At 55.1% G+C, this 22434-nt stretch carries 19 protein-coding genes; 9 read left to right on the plus strand and 10 right to left on the minus strand.

What is annotated here, in order from left to right; translation table 11 throughout:
• Nucleotides 1-306: 306 nt before the first annotated feature.
• The 3 genes from SADFL11_RS24040 to SADFL11_RS24050 are packed head-to-tail and all read right to left on the minus strand — an operon-like array spanning nt 307 to nt 3255.
• Complete coding sequence (locus SADFL11_RS24040; RefSeq protein ID WP_040452391.1) at nt 307-1203, minus strand: LysR family transcriptional regulator; 897 nt, start codon at nt 1201-1203, stop codon at nt 307-309.
• 34 nt (nt 1204-1237) lie between these two features.
• Entirely contained in the window at nt 1238-2206 is a 969-nt protein-coding gene (gene trxB, locus SADFL11_RS24045) for a thioredoxin-disulfide reductase (protein WP_008188718.1), read from the minus strand.
• Nucleotides 2207-2253: 47 nt separating this feature from the next.
• A complete protein-coding gene (locus SADFL11_RS24050) occupies nt 2254-3255 on the minus strand; it encodes a mitochondrial fission ELM1 family protein (RefSeq protein WP_040452390.1) in 1002 nt (333 codons plus the stop codon).
• A 198-nt stretch (nt 3256-3453) separates the two neighbouring features.
• On the opposite strand from SADFL11_RS24050, the gene SADFL11_RS24055 reads away from it, so the two are divergent.
• On the plus strand, nt 3454-3924 hold the full coding sequence (locus SADFL11_RS24055; RefSeq protein WP_008190144.1) for an Lrp/AsnC family transcriptional regulator: 471 nt from the start codon (nt 3454-3456) through the stop codon (nt 3922-3924).
• Between the two features lie 74 nt (nt 3925-3998).
• Here the strand turns inward: SADFL11_RS24055 and SADFL11_RS24060 are convergent, their stop codons facing one another.
• From SADFL11_RS24060 to SADFL11_RS24075, 4 genes are all read right to left on the minus strand, one after another.
• Nucleotides 3999-4484 carry a hypothetical protein gene (locus tag SADFL11_RS24060; RefSeq protein WP_008195981.1) on the minus strand — a complete coding sequence of 162 codons (486 nt, stop codon included), beginning with the start codon at nt 4482-4484 and terminating at the stop codon, nt 3999-4001.
• Between the two features lie 134 nt (nt 4485-4618).
• Nucleotides 4619-5092 (minus strand): transcription elongation factor GreA, encoded by a 474-nt coding sequence (greA, locus tag SADFL11_RS24065; protein WP_008195288.1) that lies wholly within the window; start codon nt 5090-5092, stop codon nt 4619-4621.
• Between the two features lie 110 nt (nt 5093-5202).
• Nucleotides 5203-8565, minus strand: coding sequence for a carbamoyl-phosphate synthase large subunit (carB, locus tag SADFL11_RS24070; RefSeq protein ID WP_008191207.1), 3363 nt, complete (start codon nt 8563-8565; stop codon nt 5203-5205).
• A 169-nt stretch (nt 8566-8734) separates the two neighbouring features.
• Nucleotides 8735-8980 (minus strand): helix-turn-helix domain-containing protein, encoded by a 246-nt coding sequence (locus SADFL11_RS24075; RefSeq protein ID WP_040452388.1) that lies wholly within the window; start codon nt 8978-8980, stop codon nt 8735-8737.
• 949 nt (nt 8981-9929) lie between these two features.
• On the opposite strand from SADFL11_RS24075, the gene SADFL11_RS24080 reads away from it, so the two are divergent.
• Nucleotides 9930-10367, plus strand: a complete 438-nt coding sequence (locus SADFL11_RS24080; protein ID WP_040452387.1) for a MerR family transcriptional regulator — start codon at nt 9930-9932, stop codon at nt 10365-10367.
• Nucleotides 10368-10458: 91 nt separating this feature from the next.
• On the opposite strand, the gene carA is transcribed toward SADFL11_RS24080, so the two are convergent.
• A complete protein-coding gene (gene carA / locus SADFL11_RS24085; RefSeq protein WP_040452386.1) occupies nt 10459-11640 on the minus strand; it encodes a glutamine-hydrolyzing carbamoyl-phosphate synthase small subunit in 1182 nt (393 codons plus the stop codon).
• Nucleotides 11641-11885: 245 nt separating this feature from the next.
• Here carA and SADFL11_RS24090 point away from each other — a divergent pair, with 245 nt between their 5' ends.
• The 4 genes from SADFL11_RS24090 to SADFL11_RS24105 all read left to right on the plus strand — a co-directional run bounded on the left by SADFL11_RS24090 (nt 11886) and on the right by SADFL11_RS24105 (nt 18441).
• A complete protein-coding gene (locus SADFL11_RS24090; protein ID WP_081450616.1) occupies nt 11886-12398 on the plus strand; it encodes a GatB/YqeY domain-containing protein in 513 nt (170 codons plus the stop codon).
• 188 nt (nt 12399-12586) lie between these two features.
• Nucleotides 12587-14536, plus strand: a complete 1950-nt coding sequence (dnaG, locus tag SADFL11_RS24095) for a DNA primase (RefSeq protein WP_040450884.1) — start codon at nt 12587-12589, stop codon at nt 14534-14536.
• 448 nt (nt 14537-14984) lie between these two features.
• The gene (gene rpoD / locus SADFL11_RS24100) at nt 14985-16988 is read left to right on the plus strand and encodes an RNA polymerase sigma factor RpoD (RefSeq protein ID WP_040450883.1); all 2004 of its coding nucleotides are present in this window, start codon (nt 14985-14987) and stop codon (nt 16986-16988) included.
• Between the two features lie 109 nt (nt 16989-17097).
• Entirely contained in the window at nt 17098-18441 is a 1344-nt protein-coding gene (locus SADFL11_RS24105) for a DUF930 domain-containing protein (RefSeq protein ID WP_008191714.1), read from the plus strand.
• Nucleotides 18442-18467: 26 nt separating this feature from the next.
• Here SADFL11_RS24105 and SADFL11_RS24110 read toward each other — a convergent pair whose 3' ends face one another.
• Entirely contained in the window at nt 18468-19202 is a 735-nt protein-coding gene (locus SADFL11_RS24110; RefSeq protein ID WP_209002697.1) for a substrate-binding periplasmic protein, read from the minus strand.
• 144 nt (nt 19203-19346) lie between these two features.
• The gene (locus tag SADFL11_RS24115) at nt 19347-20096 is read right to left on the minus strand and encodes a substrate-binding periplasmic protein (protein WP_040450882.1); all 750 of its coding nucleotides are present in this window, start codon (nt 20094-20096) and stop codon (nt 19347-19349) included.
• A 309-nt stretch (nt 20097-20405) separates the two neighbouring features.
• Here SADFL11_RS24115 and SADFL11_RS24120 point away from each other — a divergent pair, with 309 nt between their 5' ends.
• From SADFL11_RS24120 to SADFL11_RS24130, 3 genes are all read left to right on the plus strand, one after another.
• The gene (locus SADFL11_RS24120; protein WP_008194415.1) at nt 20406-20834 is read left to right on the plus strand and encodes a ketosteroid isomerase-related protein; all 429 of its coding nucleotides are present in this window, start codon (nt 20406-20408) and stop codon (nt 20832-20834) included.
• A 173-nt stretch (nt 20835-21007) separates the two neighbouring features.
• Nucleotides 21008-21340, plus strand: a complete 333-nt coding sequence (locus tag SADFL11_RS24125) for an ArsR/SmtB family transcription factor (RefSeq protein ID WP_008189107.1) — start codon at nt 21008-21010, stop codon at nt 21338-21340.
• A complete protein-coding gene (locus SADFL11_RS24130) occupies nt 21333-22430 on the plus strand; it encodes a permease (protein ID WP_040450881.1) in 1098 nt (365 codons plus the stop codon). The genes SADFL11_RS24125 and SADFL11_RS24130 overlap by 8 nt, the downstream gene beginning before the upstream one ends.
• Nucleotides 22431-22434: the final 4 nt, after the last annotated feature.

Raw genomic sequence — 22434 nt, forward strand, 5'->3', positions numbered from 1 at the left:
CGCGCAGATCTGCTATGCAAATTGCGCAGGGCTTTGCCCGTCGTCCAATTTCTCAATTTTCTGAGTAGGTTACGGACTCAGCGTCCCACTAGATGGGCGCGCAGGAGCGTTTGGGCCGCCGTTGTCTTGGTATGAATATGAATTCGGCTGCTTTCAATAAAACTTGGTTCGTAATCGTGATGCTCATCACAACGGCAGCGCTGAGAGAGATGTTCGGCGCAACAAACACTTCTGAAACGACACACATCTGGTCGTCGTTCCTTGTGATTCCAAGGTCGACCGATGGCTTTGGCTCCCAGTTGTGCTTCAATACACCCAGTTCTGAGCGTTCTTCAAAAGGAACTCCCGGAATGCTGTAACCCGCGCAGTGTTCTTGAGCTCTGAGGGATAGACGAAATAGGTATCGAAGGACGGCACCTTGTCTTCCTGGTCTTCAAGCACGGGAACCAAGTTCCGGCCATTGTCGATAATGTAGTCTGGCAACATCGCGATGCCGGCGCCAGTCTGGACCGCCCGCTTGATCGCAATGATGTTGTTGACCTGGAGCACCGACTGCCGCGGTTTGCCGTCCACGCGGCCTGCCGTCACAAGCCAGTTCATGGAGCGCAGATAGGCAGGAGCCTGCTCGCCAAACGTGATGATACGATGATCATCAATATCCTCGATCGAGGACGGGGAGCCAAAGCGCTGGATGTATTCAGGTGACGCAAACACGTGAAAGTGCACGGTGAAGAGTTTGCGTTGAATGAGATCCGGCTGTGTCGGTTGGCGCAACCGGATCGCAACATCGGCTTCGCGCATGCTGAGATCGAGCTCGTCGTTGTCGAATATCAGCTGCAGTTCAACATCCGGATAAAGATCCGTGAAGCTTCTTATCCTTGATGCCAGCCAGGTCGACCCCAAGCCAACCGTGGTCGTGACTTTCAAAACGCCAGAAGGCTTGTCCTTGCTGTCCTTGAGCCTGGATTGCACAGCCTCCAGCTTCATCAGGACATCACCGGCAGTGCGATAGAGAAGTTCACCCTGTTCCGTCAGCAGAAGGCCGCGGGCATGCCGGTGGAACAGGGGAACCCCCAAATCATGCTCAAGCGCACTGACCTGGCGGCTCACTGCGGATTGGCTCATATGAAGCGTATCGCCCGCATGGGTAAAGCTGCCTGCTTGCGCGGCAGCGTGGAAGATACGCAATTTGTCCCAATCCATGGCAATCCCCAATCCGTCCAGCCGGGAAACTGCGTTACTCAGCAGCCTGTTGTGAACCGACAGCATCCTGTTCGGCGAGATACTTTTCCGCTTCAAGGGCAGCCATACAGCCCATTCCGGCTGCGGTGACCGCTTGGCGGTAAATATCGTCGGTAACGTCACCGGCTGCGAAAACGCCGGGGATCGATGTCTTGGTGGAATCCGGATCTGTCTCCAGATAGCCATTCGGTTTCAAGGTCAATTGATCCTTGAACAGTTCAACGGATGGAGCATGGCCGATCGCGATGAACACACCATCGGTGGAGATTTCCTGAAGCTCACCGGTCTTGGTGCTTTTCAGGCGCACACCCCTGACGGCTTTCGGCTCGCCGCCCCCGAGGATCTCGTCAACCTGGTGGTCCCAGATCACCTCGATTTTCTCGTGTGAGAACAGCCGGTCCTGGAGGATCTTTTCTGCGCGCAGACTGTCGCGGCGGTGAACCAGCGTCACCTTGGAGGCAAGGTTCGCCAGGTAAAGCGCTTCTTCGACGGCCGTGTTGCCGCCGCCGACCACGACGACTTCGCGGTTCCGATAGAAGAATCCGTCGCATGTCGCACAGGCCGACACGCCAGCACCCATGTAATCCTGTTCGGAGGACAGCCCCAGCCAGCGGGCTTGCGCGCCGGTCGCGATCACCAGCGTGTCTGCCGTGAATACGGTGCCGCTATCGGCTTCCAGACGGAATGGGCGTACCGACAAGTCCGCCTTGATGATCGTGTCGTATATGACCTCCGTGCCGACATTTTCAGCCTGCTTTTGCATTTGTTCCATAAGCCATGGGCCCATGACCGGGTCTGCAAAGCCGGGATAGTTTTCGACATCGGTGGTGATGGTCAGCTGACCGCCCGGCTGAATTCCGGCAACCAAGGTCGGTTGGATCATGGCGCGGGCCGCATAGATGGCGGCGGTATAACCGGCCGGGCCGGAGCCGACGATCAACAGCTTGCTGTGCTTAGTACTCATGGGCGTAGTATAATCCGTATTTCTTGTCTCAACCGTGACTGTCTATGTCAGCCACCTTGCGATATTTGACCGGTTTGGTGAAGCGCTCTGTAGTCTGCCAGAATACGTTCTGCGATCACAGGTGTTGCGTCAATCGGATCGTAGGTAGTGGTTTTAAGTGGTCCTGGGAAGGGGTGAACACATCCCATATCTTCCAAAGTCCCCAAAAACCGGGTGATCTTTGCGTGACCACCACTTGGATGAAAGACGTGGATGGGTTTGCCCGTGGCTGCGGCCTCGCCAATCATGTTGGTCGAATCTGCTGTGGCAATGATGGCGTCGGACTTTGCCAGAAAATGACCGTACGGATTGTTGCCGGTGCCGTCCCAGAAGAAATGGCCGCCATTGCGAACAAGGCTCTTGATCCCGTCGACAAGCAACTCGGGTGTCCGCCGCGAAGCTGTGATCAGAAAATGTGTCCCGTCCTGTTCCGCGGTCTCCCGCAGTCCGTCCAGAAACCGGGTTTGATCATTTTCCGTGAAGGTGTGGTGCCGGCTGTTGCCGCCGACAAGTACAGCCACTCTCGGCTGAGGGAGATCATCGATCTGCGGTACAAGTTCTGCCTTTAGCTCAGCAAGACGCGCTGCAGAAAACTTGTGGGGAGAGGTCGGTGTGACCAGGACATTTTCGCCGCGCAGCGGATCGTGCTCGGGAACCCAAATGAGATCAGCAGCATCAGTGCCGGATCTCGGGTCTTTCAGGAACACCGTGAAGGTTTTCCCCTTGGATGCCTTTTTGAGGCGGCGTAGGTAGGCCGCAGCACGGCGGCCGGAGGCCACTGCAATATCAGGGAACGGTGGCGCGATCGGGCTCCCGGGTTGGTCTTCCCGGTCGGCCGGCGGAAACGGGCCAAACGGCATCCACCAGGAATAGGGCGGTTTGGGAGAAACGGTCCGCATTTCGTGGGGTAGGTTGAGGGTATCGGCGACGCCGACGCATTGCGCGACGTCGCCCGCCTTACCATCCGTCAAAATCCAAAGGGAACGGGGCGATGCCGTTGCGTTCAACATAAACTGCGGGATTTCCCTGTCGGAATCTTTCAAGATTGTGCGCAAATTTGTTATAGTCTTGCACAAACGCGCAAAAAGTCATAACTCGGCACCGTAGAAACACGTTTGTGCATGAAACTCAAGTTTTTGCGGAACCTCACGTCAGCCCCAGATTAGGGCCGTGTGACGGCACCGTCCCAGAACTCATAGGAGAGCGGTGTGAAAGCGCGCCTTGATGCCATTGACTGGCAAATCCTGAAGGAATTGCAAGATGATGGCCGGATGACCAATGTTGAGTTGGCTCGCCGGGTCGGAATTTCCGCGCCGCCGTGTTTGAGGCGTGTGCGTGCGCTTGAGGAAGCTGGCCTGATTCAGGGCTACCGGACGCTTCTGGATGAGAAGCAGCTTGGCTACGATGTCACAGCGTTCGCCATGGTTGGCCTTCACAGCCAAACCGAGGCAGACCTGATTGCTTTTGAGCAGACGGTTGAAAAATGGCCGCTGGTTCGTGAGAGCTATATGCTTTCAGGGGAGGTGGATTTCCTTTTGAAATGCGTCTCGCCGGATTTGCAGACATTCCAGAATTTTGTGATCCGTGAACTTACAGCTGCGCCAAACGTGGACAGTGTCCGCACAGCGCTCACCATCCGCCGGACCAAAGACGAGCCGGTCGTGCCGATCGACGGTTGATCTTTGCTTCTCAAGTCTTTTTGAACGTGTGATGTCACACCTGTTTCCACTAACGCAGGTCTGAACGTTGAAGCTTAAGCTTTCGGTGCCGTTTTCATTGCCTGAGGGACTTTCTTCAGGCGTTTGCGCAGCCGATTGAGAAGCGAGATGTCCCGGAGCGCCGTTGCTACGAGCGTGAAGCTGATGCTGAGCAATGCACAGGTCGTCAGGATCGCAATTGGCAGCCACTGATCGTAGTGGAAGGTGTCGAGGGCCTGGTCCACAGGGTCAACGCCTGAATAGATACGGCTGCGAATGACTTCCCGGTAACTGCCGATCTGTGTGGAGCCGTGCTTGATATAGCCGAGACCGGCAACCATCGCCAAAACAGCTGCGCTCAAGGCAACCAAAAAACCGAATAACTTTAACGCGAAAAAGTAAGCCCGCTCGTCAGCATGATCCAAAAGCCGCCGGAAGATTTTCTTCTCCCGGTAGGCAAGCTTGGATGTCAAAAAGAAACGATATCCCCACAAGGGGATGGAAAGCATCAGCAGCCAGAAACCAATTACGTGAAAAACCATTTTGGAACTCCGAATCCCACCGCCTTAGACCTTAAATCCTTTCATGATCAGAATAAAAGGTGCTTGGCGGTGAAAAACGAAAACTTGGCAAAATTCCGTCTCGGTATCCTGGAGAGCCAGACAGGCAACTGCCGTCAGATGAACTGAACTTCCACGATTTCGTAGGAACGCGCACCGCCTGGAGCAGCAACTTCCACGCTGTCTCCTACCGTCTTTCCGATGAGTGCACGGGCGATCGGAGAAGAAATAGAAACCTTGCTTTGTTTCACGTCGGACTCAACGTCGCCGACGATCATGTATTTCTTTTCTTCTTCCGTGTCTTCATCAACCAAGCTGACAGTCGCACCGAATTTGACGACATCGCCGGAGAGTTTGCTCACGTCGATAATTTCGGCGCGGGACAACTTGTCTTCCAATTCCGCGATCCGGCCTTCGTTCAGGCTCTGTGCTTCCTTGGCCGCGTGGTACTCGGCATTTTCCGACAAGTCACCATGCGCGCGGGCCTCTGAAATGGCATCAACAATGCGCGGGCGCTCGACGCCGGTCCGTTCCTTCAGCTCGCTTTGGAGCATGGTGTAACCGGCGGAGGTCATCGGAACTTTTTCCATGGGTCTAAGACCTTCAGCTTATTGGGTCCTCTCGAAGAAGACCACGCTTCACAAAAACAAACCCAGCCGGGAAAGTGCGCTTTCCCGGCCGGTTTCAACTCATATTAGCCTTAGGCGAAGTAGGATTGCAAAGGTCTAACTTCAAGACTCCCCGCTTTATGAGCGCAGATGCCCTTCGCTGCAGCAATCGACCCTGCAAGCGTGGTGTAATACGGAACCTTGTTCAAAAGGGCCGCTCGGCGCATGGAGCGGCTGTCGGCAATCGCCTGAACACCTTCCGTCGTGTTGAAGACAAGCTGCACTTCGCCATTCTTGACCGCATCGACAATATGGGGACGGCCTTCCATCACCTTGTTGATCTTCTCAGCCTTGATGCCTTGCTCTTTCAGGAAAGTCTGGGTTCCCGCTGTCGCGATAATCTTGAACCCGGCGTCTTCCAGGCTACGGACTGCCTCAACAACCGACGCCTTGTCCTGATCGCGCATGGAGACAAAGACGGTTCCTTCCGACGGAACACCCGTACCGGCACCGATCTGGGACTTTGCGAAGGCTGTTCCAAAGTGGTTGTCGAGGCCCATAACCTCACCGGTGGAGCGCATCTCCGGTCCAAGGATAGTGTCGACGCCCGGGAACCTGGCAAACGGGAATACGGCTTCCTTGACGGCGATGTGGTCGAATTTCTTCTCTGCAAGGCCGAACGACGCCAGGCTTTCCCCGGCCATGACACGGCTGGCGATCTTGGCAATCGACTCGCCGACGGTTTTTGCAACAAACGGAACAGTCCGCGAAGCCCGCGGGTTCACTTCAAGAACATAGATTTCGCCGTCCTTGATTGCATATTGCACGTTCATCAGGCCGCCAACTTCAAGGGCGAGCGCCATTTCCGTTGTCTGGCGCTTCAGTTCCTCGATCAGGTCTTCTGACAGCGAGAAAGGTGGCAGGGAACAGGCACTGTCACCGGAGTGAATGCCAGCTTCTTCGATGTGTTCCATGATACCGCAAACGAACACGTCCTTGCCATCGCACAGGGCGTCAACATCAACCTCGATAGCGCCTTCCAGATACCGGTCGAACAGCAGCGGGTTTGTGCCTAGAACCGTGTTGATCTGGCCGGTCTTGTCGTTCGGGTATTTCGCCCGCACTTCTGCAGGAACCAGCTCTGGCAGAGTGCCAAGCAGATAGGAGTTGAGGCTTTCGTCATCCCGAATGATCTGCATGGCGCGGCCGCCCAGAACATAAGACGGGCGGACCACCAGTGGCAGACCAAGCTGACTTGCGATTAAGCGGCCCTGCTCAACGGAATAGGCGATGCCGTTTTCCGGCTGCTTCAGACCAAGCTTGATCAACAGTTTTTGGAACCGGTCACGGTCTTCCGCCAAGTCGATCATGTCCGGTGACGTGCCAAGGATTGGCACGTTGGCCTTGACCAGCGTCTGGGCCAGTTTTAAAGGCGTCTGGCCGCCGAACTGAACGATAACCCCGTGAAGAATGCCGTTTTCCTGTTCCTTACGGATGATTTCCAGAACGTCTTCTGGTGTCAGCGGTTCGAAGTAGAGACGGTCGGAAGTGTCATAGTCCGTGGACACTGTCTCCGGGTTGCAGTTGACCATGATGGTCTCATAGCCGGCGTCTTCCAGCGCGAACGCTGCATGACAGCAACAATAGTCAAACTCGATGCCTTGGCCGATCCGGTTCGGACCGCCACCGAGGATAACGACTTTCTTGCGGTCCGACGGGTTGGCTTCACAGGCCGGAGCGCCCATGAAGGGAGCTTCATAAGTGGAATACATGTACGCGGTTGGGGACGCGAACTCGGCAGCGCAGGTGTCGATGCGCTTGAAAACGGGGTGAACGTTCAGCTCATCCCGCAGCTTGACCACATCGTCCGTGTCCGCGCCGGCAAGGCTTGCGAGCCGCGCATCGGAGAAGCCCATACCTTTGAGTTTGCGCAGATTGGTAGCATCCTCGGGCAGGCCGATGTTCCGGATCTTGGCTTCCATGGCTAGAATTTCGGCCATCTGTTCCAGGAACCAGGTGTTGATACCACTGGCCTGATTAACTTCCTCAACCGTCATGCCGAGGCGCATGGCCTGAGCAACCGACAGCAACCGCGTCGGGGTCGCCGTTGAAACGGCAGCCCGCAATGCGTTCTTGTCGTCGCCCTGGTCGAGGCCCGGAATGTCGATTTCATCGAGACCGTTCAAACCGGTTTCCAGACCGCGCAATGCCTTTTGAAGGCTTTCGTTGAAGGTCCGGCCAATGGCCATGACTTCGCCAACCGATTTCATCGCGGTTGTCAGGTAAGGCTCTGAGCCCGGGAATTTTTCGAAAGCAAATCGAGGGATCTTGGTGACCACGTAGTCGATGCTCGGCTCGAAAGAGGCTGGCGTTGCACCGCCTGTGATATCGTTCTCCAGCTCGTCCAGTGTGTAGCCGACCGCGAGTTTCGCTGCGATCTTCGCGATCGGAAAGCCGGTCGCCTTGGAGGCGAGCGCAGACGAGCGCGAGACGCGCGGGTTCATCTCAATGACCACAAGGCGCCCATTCTCCGGATCGACTGCGAACTGGACGTTTGAGCCGCCGGTTTCGACGCCGATTTCGCGAAGGACCGCGATCGAGGCGTCCCGCATGATCTGGTATTCTTTGTCGGTCAGCGTGAGGGCAGGAGCGACGGTGATCGAGTCGCCGGTATGAACGCCCATCGGGTCAACGTTTTCGATGGAACAGATGATGATGCAGTTGTCCGCCTTGTCGCGAACGACCTCCATTTCATATTCTTTCCAGCCGAGAAGGCTCTCATCGATCAGGACCTGGCCAACCGGAGACGCGTCGATGCCCGAGCGCACGATGGTCTCATATTCTTCACGGTTATAGGCAACACCGCCGCCTGTGCCGCCGAGCGTGAAAGCGGGGCGAATAATGGCTGGCAGGCCAATTTCATCCAGAGCACGCATGGCCTCCAGATAACCGGTGTTCCGGTCGTAACCGGTTATCTTACCATCTTCACCGCGAATGGCCGGGGAGGAGGCAATGGCCGCCCGCGGATTCTCAAGACCGATCACGTCCATTGCCGCGCGGAACTTTTCGCGGTCTTCTGCCTTGTCAATTACGTCCGCCCGGGCGCCGATCATCTCAACGCCGTATTTCTCCAGAACGCCCATCTGTTCAAGGTCCAGCGCACAGTTCAGCGCGGTTTGCCCACCCATCGTCGGCAACAGTGCGTCCGGGCGTTCCTTTTCTATGATCTTGGCGACCAGTTCCGGCGTGATCGGCTCGATATAAGTTGCATCGGCGAGATCTGGATCCGTCATGATCGTCGCCGGGTTCGAGTTGACCAGGACAATTCGGTAGCCTTCTTCGCGCAGGGCCTTGCACGCCTGTGTTCCCGAGTAGTCAAACTCGCATGCCTGGCCGATGACAATCGGGCCGGCACCAATGATCAGGATGGAGGAAATATCTGTGCGTTTAGGCATCTCGGCTCGCAGCTCGAAGCGAGCGGTCCGGACAAGCGCGTGTTTGCTTCCGGTCTGCTCGGTCGTTAAGTGAATGACGATGTTGGCTGAGCGCGTCTTATAGGGAAAACTGTGCCGCGTGGGAACCCCGGATCGCGCTAAACATGATGTTTATATCAAGGCAACTCGATCAGGCGTCGGGTTTGTCCTTGGAGGGCGGTGCATCTGTCGTCGTAACACCGTCGAAGTCTGCGATCCCCTGCGATAGGGCGTAGCAGGCCAATCGGATTGATTTCGGGATTTCAACCGGCCGGCCATCTCGGTTTCCCTTCTCATAGTATTGGATCATGCGCTTTTTCAAGCCGAGCAGCTCAGCAGCATCTTTTTGCTTCAGTCCGAGTGTTCGCCGCCAGCTTCGAAATTGTTCCGGCGTCATGATGGGGGGCGGGTTCTTTGATTTCGAGTCTGGCATCTTCAAATTAAGCGTGTGTTGAAACCAACGCCTTGATCGGCAGTCGGTAATTGTTTCCTGACACAAATATCTTGCGGCCGAAAATGTCAATCCGGAAGTGCACATAGTGCGACTATGGTCGCAAAAAAAAAGGGGCTTGCTTTTTGCAGCAAACATTACGGCTAAGAGGCAGTTGGTAAGACTGCGGAGCGACTTTCCTCTAATCCGAATCGCGGAATTTGCGGATTGACCTGCCCTGCTAGACCCTTTTGAACGGGCTTTTCCTCTGAAAATTTTCATCCTCATTGCCTTTTGGGGAATAGAGTTAAGAGCGAGCTGGGGTTTGGGCTGAGGCATTTTCCGCGAAATTCTGATTTCTTGAATAAAATCCCCAGCTTTTGAGCATAGAGAGCTGAAGTTGCGTTTTAACAGCGCCAATTATCGATAATATCTGTGCGTACTGTAATATTTATCATGTCGATTAGGAAGTTTACCTTATTATTAGACTTGCGAACTTGTCGTCGCGTGAGTGTATAATTTTCAACGTTCTTTGTAATGTTTCTGGTATATTAGATTATCGATAATTCATATTTCTTGAGATTATAAAATCTGAGAAAAAATTTTATCTAAAAAATACATGTATACATCGGAAAACGCCGTATCTTTACGGTAATTATATGACACGTACTCTGCGAAAAAATGCGTGTCTCCGTGATTTAGTCTAGATTTTTTCTATGGATTAGGTGTAAGGCTTGGCGTGCTTAATCTCGGACGTCTGCAGGTGAGCTTTCGTTGTTCAACACACTTAGTTGTACATTGGGGTTCGTCTGAAACGCTTTTATAGCCAGCGCCCGGTTGGTGGGATCCGGTGCCTCTGGTGCGTTTCAAAACCTGTCATGCGACTGAGGAAAATAAAAAGATCGGGCAAGAGACTATGAATAAGATAGCTACGAATATTGTGGTTGTTCCGGATATCGCGGGTCCGGATACTGAAGTTCCGCAAGATGACCGACCGCTGGCCATTTCCGAAATGTCGGAAAAGTTTGGCGTCACGCTCCGCACACTCCGCTTTTACGAAGAAAAAGGGTTGCTGCATCCGGTTCGCAAGGGTGCTCGCCGGTTCTACGGAGCGCGTGATGTGTCCCGCATGCGTGTTATCCTGCAAGCCAAGAAAATTGGCCTGACCCTTGTTGAAATTCGCCGCGTGATTGCCCTGGTTGAAGGCAGCACGCCGCGCCAGGAACAATTCGCTGAACTTCAAAGCATTTGCCTTTCCCAACAAGAGATTCTGCTGGAGCAGAAGCAGATGCTGGACGAGCAGATTGCAGAAGTCGACCAGATCTTGGGGGCGTTCGCTCAGTTGCGCGGTTAAACGCCAATCAGATGCATCTCTGACGACAAACGGCAGCCAATTCGGCTGCCGTTTTTGTTTTTTAGAGACATTATGTCTAAGCCGATTAGGCTTAGGCTGCCTTAGCGGTTTCCATAAGGTCAGTAAAGCGCTTGAACAGGTAGCGGCTGTCCCGCGGGCCGGGAGAGGCCTCCGGGTGGTACTGAACCGAAAAGACCGGCTTGTCTTTCATCTCCAAGCCGCAGTTGGAACCGTCGAACAGAGACACATGGGTCTGCTGCACGTTGTCCGGCAGGCTTTCCGCATCCACTGCAAAGCCGTGGTTCATGGACGTGATTTCCACTTTACCGGATGTTTGATCCAGTACGGGATGGTTCGCGCCATGGTGACCCTGGTGCATCTTGATGGTCTTACCGCCAAGTGCCAGTGCGAGCATCTGATGGCCAAGGCAGATCCCGAAAACTGGCAGCCCGGCATCGATCACGGATTTGATCGTACCTACTGCATACGCACCTGTTGCGGCTGGATCGCCAGGGCCGTTGGAAAGGAAGACCCCGTCAGGCTTGTGAGCCAGGATATCTTCGGAGGTCGCATTGGCTGGCAGAACAGTGACGTCACATCCGGCATCGGTCAGGAGACGGAGAATATTCCGCTTGATACCGAAATCGAGAGCAACCACCTTGAACTTGCCGCCATCGGCATCCAAATAGCCTCCATCCCAAGCCCAGGTCTTTTGTGACCATCTGTGTGTTTGGGTGGTCGATACGTCTTTGGCGAGGTCCATGCCGACGAGGCCGGGCCAGTTGGCAGCGGCCAATTTCAAGTTATCCAGATCAAAGTTGCCGTCCGGATCATGGGCAATGACGCCGTTCGGGACGCCTTTTTCGCGGATCAACGCTGTGAGCGCGCGGGTATCGACACCGCTGATGCCAATGATGTTGCGGCTTTTGAGCCAGGCATCGAGGTGCTGTGCAGCACGGTAATTGGCCGGATCTGTGATCGAGGCGGCAAGCACAGTGCCGCGGATGCCGCTGTCTGTAGCCATGTTTACGGTTTCAATGTCTTCGACGTTGGTGCCGACATTGCCGATGTGAGGAAACGTGAACGTGATGATTTGGCCGGAATAGGATGGGTCCGTGAGGATCTCCTGATAACCGGTCATCGCGGTGTTAAAACAAATTTCTCCAACCGCTTGGCCGGTTGCGCCGAGGCCGTATCCTTCGATCACGCTGCCGTCGGAGAGCACAAGCAGGGCGGTCGCCGGGGTGTCAGACCATGCGTCTGCAGTCGTCATGTCTTGTATCCAGAGTTTGATGGTGACATCATGCACTGCAGGAAAGGCGATCGGAGCGAAGGAATTCCTTGCATCTGGCCGTCTGCATTAAGCGCGGGACTCTATGGGAAGCGGGCAGGATCGTCAATATTGATCCTATGAAAAAAGATCTTTGAAATTCAATTGCTTGGCTTAAATGAACTGGTGGGTGTAAAGCACACTGACCGGTTTATACGGCAGGGGTGGGGCAAACCATGCGCGATGTGATGCGAGACAGAATCAACGCGGCCTTAAGGGCTGCACAAGATGCCGGCGACAAACGCCGCTGCGCCACTCTTCGGCTCGTTCAAACTGCTGTCAAAGACCGGGAAAGTGCTGCCCGGGAAAACGGCAAAGACGGGATCAACGGGGATGAAGTGATTGACATCCTTCAGAAAATGGTCCGCCAGCGTGATGAATCCGCTGCCGATTTCGAAAACAGCGGCAAGCTGGACCTTGCGGAGCAAGAACGCACCGAGCAGGCCATCATTCGAGAATTCTTGCCGGAGCAGTTAAACGAAGATGAAGTGCGGTCGGCATGCGAAGAAACTGTGCGGGAAATTGAAGCCCATGGTTTGCGGGACATCGGCAGATGCATGAACGAGCTTAAATCCCGCTATCCCGGCCAGATGGACTTCGTGCAGGCTTCTTGTGTCATGCGGGACATGCTGCGGAACGGCAACAACGATAACGCTGGCAGTGAACCAGTAAGCGAAGTAGACGGCAAAAGCGCAAACTGAACGTCTGGCCTCCCGCACGGCACTGGTAAGGTTGCCGGTGCAGTTTCGCACAAGTCATCCCCAGATCGCTTTGGCCCTGTCAATCCGGTAGCGAAGCCGGCCAATAAGCCCTATTTTGAGTTAAGCAGCTTGGCGGTTTGAGATCGCCTTGCTTGCTGCAATTTATTCACACGGATACCGTTCCTTTCATGCGATTTGAGCCGCGCCTTCTTGATGAGATTCGAGCCCGATTGCCGCTTTCGGAAATCGTGGCACGGCGGGTGACATGGGACCGTAGGAAGACCCAGCCGGGCAAGGGGGACTACTGGGCATGCTGCCCGTTCCACCAGGAAAAGAGCCCAAGTTTTCACGTTGATGATCGGCGTAACCGCTACAAGTGCTTCGGTTGCGGGGCTTCTGGGGATCACTTCAAGTTCATCACTGAAACTGAGGGGCTCAGTTTTCCGGAAGCCGTTGAGCGTTTGGCTGATCAGGCAGGTGTCGCCTTGCCCGCCCCGGATCCGCAAGCTGCCCGCCGGGAGCAGAAGCGGGCGAGTCTTGCGGATATCTGCGAAATGGCCGCCCAGTTTTTTGAGGCCCAATTTGCAGGTCCGCGCGGCGAGGGCGCGCGAGCCTATGTCCAAAAACGTGGGCTAACGCCGGAAACCTTGCGTGAGTTCCGATTTGGCTTTGCACCCGACAGCCGGGACGCCTTGAAGTCACACCTGAAGGGCCGAGGGGTTGAAGAACCTGCGATGATCGAGGCAGGTTTGTTGATCAAGCCCGATGATGCGCGACCATCCTATGACCGGTTCCGTGGCCGGCTTATGATCCCGATCCAGGATGACCGTGGCCGGGTGGTGGCTTTTGGCGGGAGGACCATGCTGCCAGATGGGCAACCCAAATACCTCAACTCGCCGGAAACGCCGCTCTTTCATAAAGGGGCAATGCTGTTCAACGCTCACAGGGCACGGGAACCTGCGTTCAAATCCGGCCAGGCGCTTGTCGTTGAGGGCTATATGGATGCGATTGCCCTGTATCAAGCGGGCATTCTACATGTCGTTGCCTCGCTTGGCACCGCTTTTACGGAGGATCAGATCCTGCGGTTGTGGCGGTTTGCACCGGAACCCATGGTCTGTTTTGACGGGGATGCCGCCGGGATATCAGCAGCGCACCGCGCGATTGATCGGATCTTTCCGGTTCTCAAAAGCGGCTATTCGTTCCAGTTCAACTTCTTGCCGGACGGTATGGACCCGGATGACTTGGTCAAACAGCGCGGAGTTGAAGGCTTCTGGGCCGAGGCTGAAAAGTCTCGAAACCTGTTTGACGTTGTTTGGGATCGCGAGATCTCCGTTGCACGGCTGGATACGCCGGAGCGCAAGGCGGCTTTGGAAAAGCGGTTTGATGACCTGATTGGAACTATTCGAGACGATCGGGTCAAACGGCGTTACCAGCTTGATCTGAAGTTCAAGCTCTCAAATCTCTTTTTCGAACTCTCCCGAAACGACCGGAAGGGCGGAAAGAAGCCAGGTGCAGACCCGTCCGCCAACGTTATCGGTCTTGCGCGCGAACGGGTTGCCGTCAGCGATGACTTTGGAATCGAGCGGCTTGTTTTGGGTCTCTGTATGCGGTTCCCGGATTTGCTCGATCGCAATTTTGAGCGGGTCTCCGGCTTGCCTCTGGTCAATGAGCTGCACATCGGTGTTCGAGATGCGCTGTGCCGTATCGTCGATGATCTGGAAACTGCTGCTATTTCCGATTTGATTGCGTCCTTTGATGACCCGCTGCGCGATGTGATGCACGAGATGGTCCTTGAGACCATTGGCCTTCAAGAACAAAAACAGGCCGAGTTCTATGCACTCAATCACCGTTTCCCCTTGCTGAAAGCCAATCCGCCCGAAGACTTTGTCGGGGCGGCGTTCCTGCACTTCCTTGACGTCTTGGAATTGAATGCCCTGGAAGAAGAGCTGCAATCCGAACTCAATGCTGCGGATGATCAGATTGACGAGCTTGCGTGGCAGAGAATACAGGCTTTGACACAAGACCTCACCCGGCGCCGGGAAGAGTGCGCTCGTGAAGAAGGGGAACTCGCCGAAAGAGCGAAGAAAATCCGTTCAAACGGAGATGCCGGGGGCGCAAGCCAAGTCGCAGCGGGATAATGGTTTTTTCCGTTTGCCGTTGCTACCGGCGTTTGGTCCGGAAAATCGCGCAAAATGCAGCGGAAAATACCGAAAACTTATTGACCACTGCCGAATCACACTTGCGAATCGTGCGCGTCGAGCTAAATAGAGGTTTTGCAGCCTTCGCGAGCCTCAGCCTTCTAGCTGCTGACGGCCAATAGTCAGAACAAAGCTGCAAGCCGCTGAAACAGAAAAACGCGAACGCACGTGCGGTCGCGAAACCGGGTACTGCGTGCATTGTCGATGCAATTAATGACATTGTCGATAAGTGAGCAGTTAATTGGGACTTAAGGGACACGGCTTACAACCTGCAGAACAAGATGATTCGTCTGGCAGCCGCCGCAGCAGTGCTGGCGCGCCGGAAATGTAGGTTTGAGCCAAACAGGGCGCGGCGCGGCCGATCCAAGGCCGTGAATTGGAGCACGATATGGTAGCCAAAGCGACACAAGCTGACGACAATCAAGAACAGGGCGCGGACAATGCCGACGGCCCGTTGCTGGATTTGTCGGATGCTGCTGTCAAAAAGATGATCAAGGCCGCGAAAAAACGCGGCTACGTGACATACGATGAACTCAACGAAGTTCTTCCGTCCGATCAAAACTCTTCTGAAAAGATCGAAGACATTATGTCCATGTTCTCGGACATGGGCATCAATGTGATCGAGGCTGAAGAAGCCGAAGACGCACCGGAAGAGGTTGATGGTGGCGAGCTCGTCGCAGCCAAATCCTCTGCAGTTGCCAAAACCACTACAGGCAAGGAACCTGCGGACCGGACCGATGACCCGGTTCGGATGTACCTACGAGAAATGGGCTCCGTTGAGCTTTTGTCGCGCGAAGGCGAGATCGCGATTGCCAAGCGGATCGAAGCTGGCCGTGAGGCGATGATCGCCGGCCTTTGCGAGAGCCCGCTCACGTTTCAGGCTATTATCATCTGGCGCGACGAACTCAATGAAGCGCAGGTTCTCCTGCGTGACATCATCGATCTGGAAGCCACATACGCTGGCCCGGACGCGAAGGCGGGTCCGACCGGTGACAACGATGATGAGCCGGAAAGCGAAAACGGCGAGAGTGGTTCTCAGAACCAGACTGATGGCCCGTCTGAGAACACGGAAAATGAAGATAGCGAAGGCGACGGTGAGGACGACGACGATGAGTTCGAGTCCAATGTATCGCTGTCTGCCATGGAAGCAGAGCTGAAGCCGCAGGTTCTTGAAACCTTCGACCGCATCGCTGACGACTACAAGAAGCTGCGCCGTCTGCAGGACCAGCTTGTCGAGAACAAACTGGCCAACAAGACCCTGTCTCCAAGCCAGGAGCGCCGCTACAAGAAGCTTAAGGAAGACATTGTCGTCGACGTGAAGAGCTTGTCGCTCAACCAGAACCGTATCGATGCTCTGGTCGCTCAGCTCTACGACATCAACAAGCGCTTGATGGGCTATGAAGGCCGTCTTCTGCGTCTGGCGGACAGCTACAATGTCGACCGCCAGGACTTCCTGAAGCAATACCAGGGCGCGGAGCTTGATCCGAATTGGCTGCGCAAGGTTGCGAACCTGTCAACCCGCGGCTGGAAGAACTTCATCGCCAAGGAAAAGGAAAACGTCCGCGAGCTGCGTCACGAAATCCAGACGCTGGCAACCGAGACGGGCCTTGAGATCACCGAATTCCGCCGCATTGTTGCGATGGTGCAAAAGGGTGAGCGCGAAGCACGGATCGCAAAGAAGGAAATGGTCGAGGCGAACCTGCGTCTGGTGATTTCCATTGCGAAAAAATACACTAACCGCGGCCTTCAGTTCCTCGATCTCATTCAGGAAGGCAACATCGGCCTGATGAAGGCGGTGGACAAGTTTGAATACCGCCGCGGTTACAAGTTCTCGACCTATGCGACATGGTGGATCCGGCAGGCGATCACGCGTTCGATTGCTGACCAGGCCCGGACGATCCGTATTCCGGTGCACATGATTGAGACGATCAACAAGATCGTGCGGACATCACGCCAGATGCTCCACGAAATCGGCCGTGAGCCGACGCCGGAAGAGTTGGCTGAAAAGCTTCAGATGCCGCTGGAAAAAGTTCGGAAGGTTCTGAAGATTGCCAAGGAGCCGATCTCGCTCGAAACACCGATTGGTGACGAGGAAGATAGCCATCTCGGCGACTTCATCGAGGACAAGAACGCAGTTCTGCCAATTGATGCGGCGATCCAGTCGAACCTGCGTGAAACCACGACCCGCGTTCTGGCGTCCCTCACGCCGCGTGAAGAACGCGTCCTTCGGATGCGGTTCGGCATCGGCATGAACACCGACCACACGCTGGAAGAGGTCGGGCAGCAGTTCTCGGTGACCCGTGAACGTATCCGTCAGATCGAGGCCAAGGCGCTCCGGAAGCTGAAGCACCCGAGCCGGTCTCGCAAGCTGCGGTCGTTCCTCGACAGCTGATCGGCCTTCGCGATAACTTGATGAAAACCCGGCACATTTCTGCCGGGTTTTTTGATAAGAAGCGAAAGATTGAGCGCGCCCGTTTGCCGGGCAAGGCAAGGCGAACCGTTTGACCATTCTCGAAATTCCGGAAAAGCGTCCCGAAACGCCCGAAGTTGCCCCCCGCATCGGGTTTGCAACCGGCGTCGTCGTGTCCCTGATCCTGCACGGTTTGGCGGCGCTGCTTCTGGTTGGGGGATTTCAAGGGCATCGGCCACCTGAGGGAGTGGAGTCGGTTGAGGTGGAGCTGGTGACACTTCCAGAGCCGGTTTCGCCGGAGCCCGTACCCTTGGAGGAAGAGGAGGCTCCACAAGAAGAAGCTGCCGAGGAAGAGCCTCCGGTCGAGGAAGAAGAGCCGGCACCTGAAGAGCCTCAAGAAGAAGAGGCCGAGCAGGAGCCAGAAGAAGACGTGCAGCCTGAGGGACCTGAGGAAAACCAGGAACTCCCGGAGATCCCTGTTTTACAGCCTGTCATTGAGTTTGGCGATGAAGATACAGCGCCCGAAGGCAGCGAGCTGGGAGAGCCGCAACAGGCAGAAACCAACCTGGAAGAGCCGAATTTAGAAGACACGCCGATTGAAACGGCAGATGCTTCAGAGCCAGAGCCAGAGCCAGAGCCAGAGCCAGAGCCAGAGCCAGAGCCAGAGCCAGAGCCAGAAACTCCAGTTGAAGATGCGGAAGTCGATGAGGCCTCGCTCGACGAGCGTGAGTTAGACGCGCCCGAGATCGAAACGCCTCTGCCTGTCGAGGCTGGGGAGACTGTTGAACCTGTTGGGGAACCGGAAGACGCTGCCCCCGAGCAGGCCGACCCTGGCCCCGAGCAACCTGAAGCCTTGGACAAAGACGAGACTGCTGAGCCCGTAGAGGCTGGTGCAACTGAAGAGCCGGAGGAGCTGCCGACGCCTCCTGAGGCAACACCTGAGATGACACTGGACGAACCGGTTGAAGGTGAGCCCAAGGGGACGGAGACACAAACGGTTGTTGCTGCGATCCCACGGACGAAACCGCCTGTGCCAGTGGGGGTGACGTCTTCCGCCCCGCGTGGTGAAGCTCTGCGACCAGCTCGCAGACTGTTGTCAGGCGACTTGCTTGCAGATGGGCGTGTGCGGACTGCCATGCGCGGCATGTCGGACAGCGAGCGCTTGAACCTTTTGTGCGCAACAGAGCTGCGGGCGCAACTACAGGCTCAAAATCCGCCAATCCTGCCGGATCTCCTGCCGACATTCCAAACGCCTCCCGGTCTAACGGTGTTAAGGCCGAGCGGTGCGGCGTTCCGAACGTTCGGCACGTGGCACAATGTCGATTTCCGCTGCCAGGTGGATCGCGCGATTACGCGGGTTGAGAGCTTCAGCCTGCGGGTCGGTCAACCCGTGCCGCGATCACAATGGCGGAGCCGCGGATTTCCGATCTTCTGATTTTCGGACGAAACGATTTTAAAGTGTCAGTTGATCAGATAATATTCTTCAAGGATGGCATCAAAAACGCCGGTCTCTTTGACTTTTTCCAGCCCGCGCCGAAATTCTTCGACAAGCTTTGGATTCGTGTCTTTCTGAAAGGCCATATAAGCGTATCCGCTCAGCTCTTGAATTGGCAGCGCACGGCGAATTTTGCTTGGATCCACCCCCTCAAGTTCGATGAGTTCGTTGATGACAGCATCATCAATGATCATCAGGTCTATGCGCTTAAGGAGCAGTTTGCGGAGGTTTAGCCTGTCGTTTTCAACGGAAGACAGATTGGTAAAACCGTTGGCTTGAAGAAACTCGGCTTTCGCGTCGCCAAAATAGACACCGATCCTCAGTAGCCGCGCATCTTCCAGAGATGAGAGGTCAGGGGCGTTGTCTTGGACCAGCTGATAGAGAGAAACTCCATAAGGTGCGATCTTGCCAATCCAGGCGAATTTGTTCTCACGTTCTGGAGTTCTGAGGATCGAGTAGATCAAAGTCCCAGGCGTCTGCAATGCCATCTGATAGCTGCGCGCCCAAGGCAAGAACTGGATCGGAGCAGCGCGGCCTGTTTCTTTCAGGACAGCCTGGACCACTTCTGTCCCAATCCCCTTCGGAGCGCCATCATCCAGATAGTTGAACGGCGGTAGATGCTCTGTGACGATTTCGAGTGTTTCCGCTTTGGCGGTAAACGCGAATGAGATGCACAGCGCAGCTAGGATTGCCAGTTTCAAGATACGCTCCGAGTGGTTTTCCAAGTTTGGAGAATACACGAGGAAGTCCAACACGCCACAAAAAGTGCAGGCAATAGAGATTGCACAGCCGGTTGAAAGTCACAAAGGCGATGCCGCCAGCATAAATGGACGAACCGAGCCAGCTCAATTGATCAGAAGGTATTGGTTTAGGATCTGTTCGTACTGTCCGTTTTCCTTGATGAGTTCAAGGCCGCGCTGCACAGATATCACAAGATCAGGATCCGTTTCCTTGTGGAAGGCCATGTACAGGTGCCCGCTGACTTCGTCGATTCCCAACGTCCGGCGGACTTTGTTTGATGCAATGCCTTCTTCCGCGAGGAGGGGGCCAATCACACTGTCATCGATCGCAATAAGATCGATGCGCCCAAGCATCAGTTTGCGCAGGTTTAGATGATCATCTTCTGTTGTTTGCAGGTTTTGAAAGCCGTTTTTTCGCAAAACGGCCTCTTTGGCATCGCCTCGGTAGACACCAACTTGTAACAATCTGGCATCACTTAGCTCGCTTAACTTGATTACCGGTTGGTCCGCGCGTTGATATAAGGACGCTCCAAACGGCGCGATTTCTCCCACCCAGGCAAACAACGCCTCGCGTTCCGTCGTTCTTGCGATGGAATAGACCAGTGTGTTGGGTTTCGTTAAAGCGATCTGGTAGGCCCGGGCCCAAGGCATGAACCTGATTTCGTAAGTATGGCCGGCAGCATCCAGGGCAGCTTGTACGACCTCTGTCGACATGCCGAGCGCTTCGCCATCTTCCAGGTAGTTATAGGGGGGGAGGTGTTCGGTGACGATTGTGATGTGTTCTGCCTTTGCCGGCAGTGCGATCAACGCCAACAGGATAAATAAAGCAAAAACTCTTAACGCTTTAATTTTCATGGTGTTTATCTTTTTGTCTCACCTCTTCTTTCCTAGGGTAAATTGGATTTGTAATCAAATACTAAAAAGTAATTCAAAATATTTTGCTTGTATTTTGTTTGTGCGCAACTTTTGAATTGTAATATTTCGCGCAACAGGTCGGCGCAGCTGATCCGAGGGCTATCGCTTTGAAAGATCGATCGCACCTTTAGACTGATTGTCATGATTTTGGTGAGGTTCCGTACACCAGGGCCGCGATGCGGTCTTGTCCCCGGCAACGTTGGGCGGCAAACTCCCTGCAGCCTAACAACATCAACCTGTTGAGTTCCAATGCCAAACAAGCAATCGCGTTTTCTGATCGACACGTATTTCGCTGCATTCAATGCCGGTGACACCAAGAAGATGGAAAGCTTGGTCGCCGAGGATCTGATCCATGATGTCAATCAGGGTGGGCGACGGCTTGGAAAGGATGCCTTCTGGTCGTTCAACGTTCACATGACCCGCTGCTACAAAGAGCGCCTGACCGATATCGTTCTGTTTGTGAACGAGGAGGGCACCCGAGCGGCTGCCGAATTCATTGTTCACGGGACGTATATCGCGACCGATGAAGGACTGCCGGAGGCCGACGGCCAGACCTATGCTCTTCCTGCTGGAAGTTTTTTTGAAATTCGCGACGGCCAGATCGCTCGCATCACCACCTATTACAATCTCCAGGATTGGATTGCCCAAGTTGGCGGTGAGGTGAAAGAAGCCTCGTAATATAAATCGCCGATGTCTACCGCGTCGCTGAGCGTTTGCTGAATTGCGATCCGTTGGGTCGTGAGGTCGGACTATGTTTGCCGTTTGCCTGCGGATACTCTTGACGCACTTCAAAAAACTATATAACTAGAATTGTAGTTATATTGATTGCGCTGACAGGGACGAGGTGTGTCATGGTTCTGGAAGAAGCTGCGCAAGGCTTTGCGGCGCTGGGCTCGGAAGCCCGGCTGCAAGTGTTGTTGACTTTGGTCCGTGCCGGCCGGGACGGGTTGAGTGTCGGCGACATTCAAACGCGCACCGGCATGGCAGCGTCCACGCTGGCGCATCATCTGAAGTTTCTCGCCTCGGCAGATCTGGTGGTTCAGGAAAAAGACGGCCGATCAGTAATCAACCGTGCTGCTTTCGAACGGTTGGAACTGCTGGCCGGATACATCTTGAAAGAATGCTGCGCGGAAGAGGGCAAGTCCTTCGTTCTTGGCGTTGAAAGGAAAGCGGCAAATGACTGAGACCGTAGACGTGGCGCAGAACACAAGCTGTTGCGCATCCGGTACTGATGGCCAAGGCACATCGAAAAAAACGTGGTCCTTTAAACGGTTTCCAGGGCGGGACTATATCCTGTCGCCTTGGGCAATCGTAGTGACCGTTCCAGTTCTGGTCCTGCTCCTGGATCAGGTTCAGTTCGTGCCGTTCGTGAGCTTTGCTATTCAGGCGTTCCTTGGCACCTTGCCCTACATCGCGTTCGCGGTCCTGTTGATTGCGTGGCTGAAAGCGGCCGGAGCAGAATCGTATGTGGGCAAAGCCTTTGAAGGACGGGAAACGCAGGCGATCGTTCTGGCGGCTTTGTTTGGTGGGCTGGCACCTTTCTGTTCATGTGAAGTGATCCCGTTCATTGCCGGTCTTCTGGCGGTCGGTGCTCCGCTGTCTGCGATCATGGCATTCTGGCTGTCGTCGCCGCTGATCGATCCGCCGACGCTGTTGATCACAGCGGGTGCACTCGGCTGGGAGTTTGCCATTGGCAAGGCGGTCTTCGCGGTGGCGCTTGGTTTGTTCGGCGGCGCGTTGGTGGCATTTGCCATCCGCTCAGGCCTGTTTTCAGATCCTGTGCGTGTCGGATCGTCCGTCTCTGGCTGTGGCTGTGGCACATCGCCAAAGACCGGTCGGCCAGTTTGGCAATTCTGGAAAGAGGGTGAGCGCACGAGCACATTTGGCGCGGAGCTTAAGGCGAATGCCCTGTTCCTCGTGAAGTGGCTGGCCCTGGCTTATGTTCTCGAGGCGTTGCTGGTCACCTATGTGCCTGCGGACATGATTGCGCGGGTTGTTGGCGGCGAAGGTGTTGGCACCATTGTCATTTCGGCTTTGGTCGGAATGCCGGCCTACCTCAACAGCTACGTGGCTCCGCCGCTGCTTGCAGGTCTGATGGACCAGGGCATGGGCGCAGGCGCTGCGATGGCCTTCATGATCGCAGGTGCTGTCAGCTCCATTCCGGCTATGGCTGCCGTGTGGTCGCTGGTCAAGCCGCCAGTGTTCGCAACCTACCTTGGACTTGGTTTCACTGGTGCGGTTCTGTCCGGACTTTTGTTCCAGATGATCGTCTAAACCA

It is taken from the genome of Roseibium alexandrii DFL-11 (genome assembly GCF_000158095.2).
GTDB lineage: Bacteria > Pseudomonadota > Alphaproteobacteria > Rhizobiales > Stappiaceae > Roseibium > Roseibium alexandrii.

Excerpts from the sequence above, each read along its gene's own strand:
- SADFL11_RS24040 (WP_040452391.1), bottom strand. The coding sequence starts at position 1,203 with ATGGATTGGGACAAATTGCGTATCTTCCACGCTGCCGCGCAAGCAGGC.
- trxB (WP_008188718.1), bottom strand. The coding sequence starts at position 2,206 with ATGAGTACTAAGCACAGCAAGCTGTTGATCGTCGGCTCCGGCCCGGCC.
- SADFL11_RS24050 (WP_040452390.1), bottom strand. The coding sequence starts at position 3,255 with ATGTTGAACGCAACGGCATCGCCCCGTTCCCTTTGGATTTTGACGGAT.
- SADFL11_RS24060 (WP_008195981.1), bottom strand. The coding sequence starts at position 4,484 with ATGGTTTTTCACGTAATTGGTTTCTGGCTGCTGATGCTTTCCATCCCC.
- greA (WP_008195288.1), bottom strand. The coding sequence starts at position 5,092 with ATGGAAAAAGTTCCGATGACCTCCGCCGGTTACACCATGCTCCAAAGC.
- carB (WP_008191207.1), bottom strand. The coding sequence starts at position 8,565 with ATGCCTAAACGCACAGATATTTCCTCCATCCTGATCATTGGTGCCGGC.
- SADFL11_RS24075 (WP_040452388.1), bottom strand. The coding sequence starts at position 8,980 with ATGACGCCGGAACAATTTCGAAGCTGGCGGCGAACACTCGGACTGAAG.
- SADFL11_RS24080 (WP_040452387.1), top strand. The coding sequence starts at position 9,930 with ATGAATAAGATAGCTACGAATATTGTGGTTGTTCCGGATATCGCGGGT.
- carA (WP_040452386.1), bottom strand. The coding sequence starts at position 11,640 with ATGACGACTGCAGACGCATGGTCTGACACCCCGGCGACCGCCCTGCTT.
- SADFL11_RS24090 (WP_081450616.1), top strand. The coding sequence starts at position 11,886 with ATGCGAGACAGAATCAACGCGGCCTTAAGGGCTGCACAAGATGCCGGC.
- dnaG (WP_040450884.1), top strand. The coding sequence starts at position 12,587 with ATGCGATTTGAGCCGCGCCTTCTTGATGAGATTCGAGCCCGATTGCCG.
- rpoD (WP_040450883.1), top strand. The coding sequence starts at position 14,985 with ATGGTAGCCAAAGCGACACAAGCTGACGACAATCAAGAACAGGGCGCG.
- SADFL11_RS24115 (WP_040450882.1), bottom strand. The coding sequence starts at position 20,096 with ATGAAAATTAAAGCGTTAAGAGTTTTTGCTTTATTTATCCTGTTGGCG.
- SADFL11_RS24120 (WP_008194415.1), top strand. The coding sequence starts at position 20,406 with ATGCCAAACAAGCAATCGCGTTTTCTGATCGACACGTATTTCGCTGCA.
- SADFL11_RS24125 (WP_008189107.1), top strand. The coding sequence starts at position 21,008 with ATGGTTCTGGAAGAAGCTGCGCAAGGCTTTGCGGCGCTGGGCTCGGAA.
- SADFL11_RS24130 (WP_040450881.1), top strand. The coding sequence starts at position 21,333 with ATGACTGAGACCGTAGACGTGGCGCAGAACACAAGCTGTTGCGCATCC.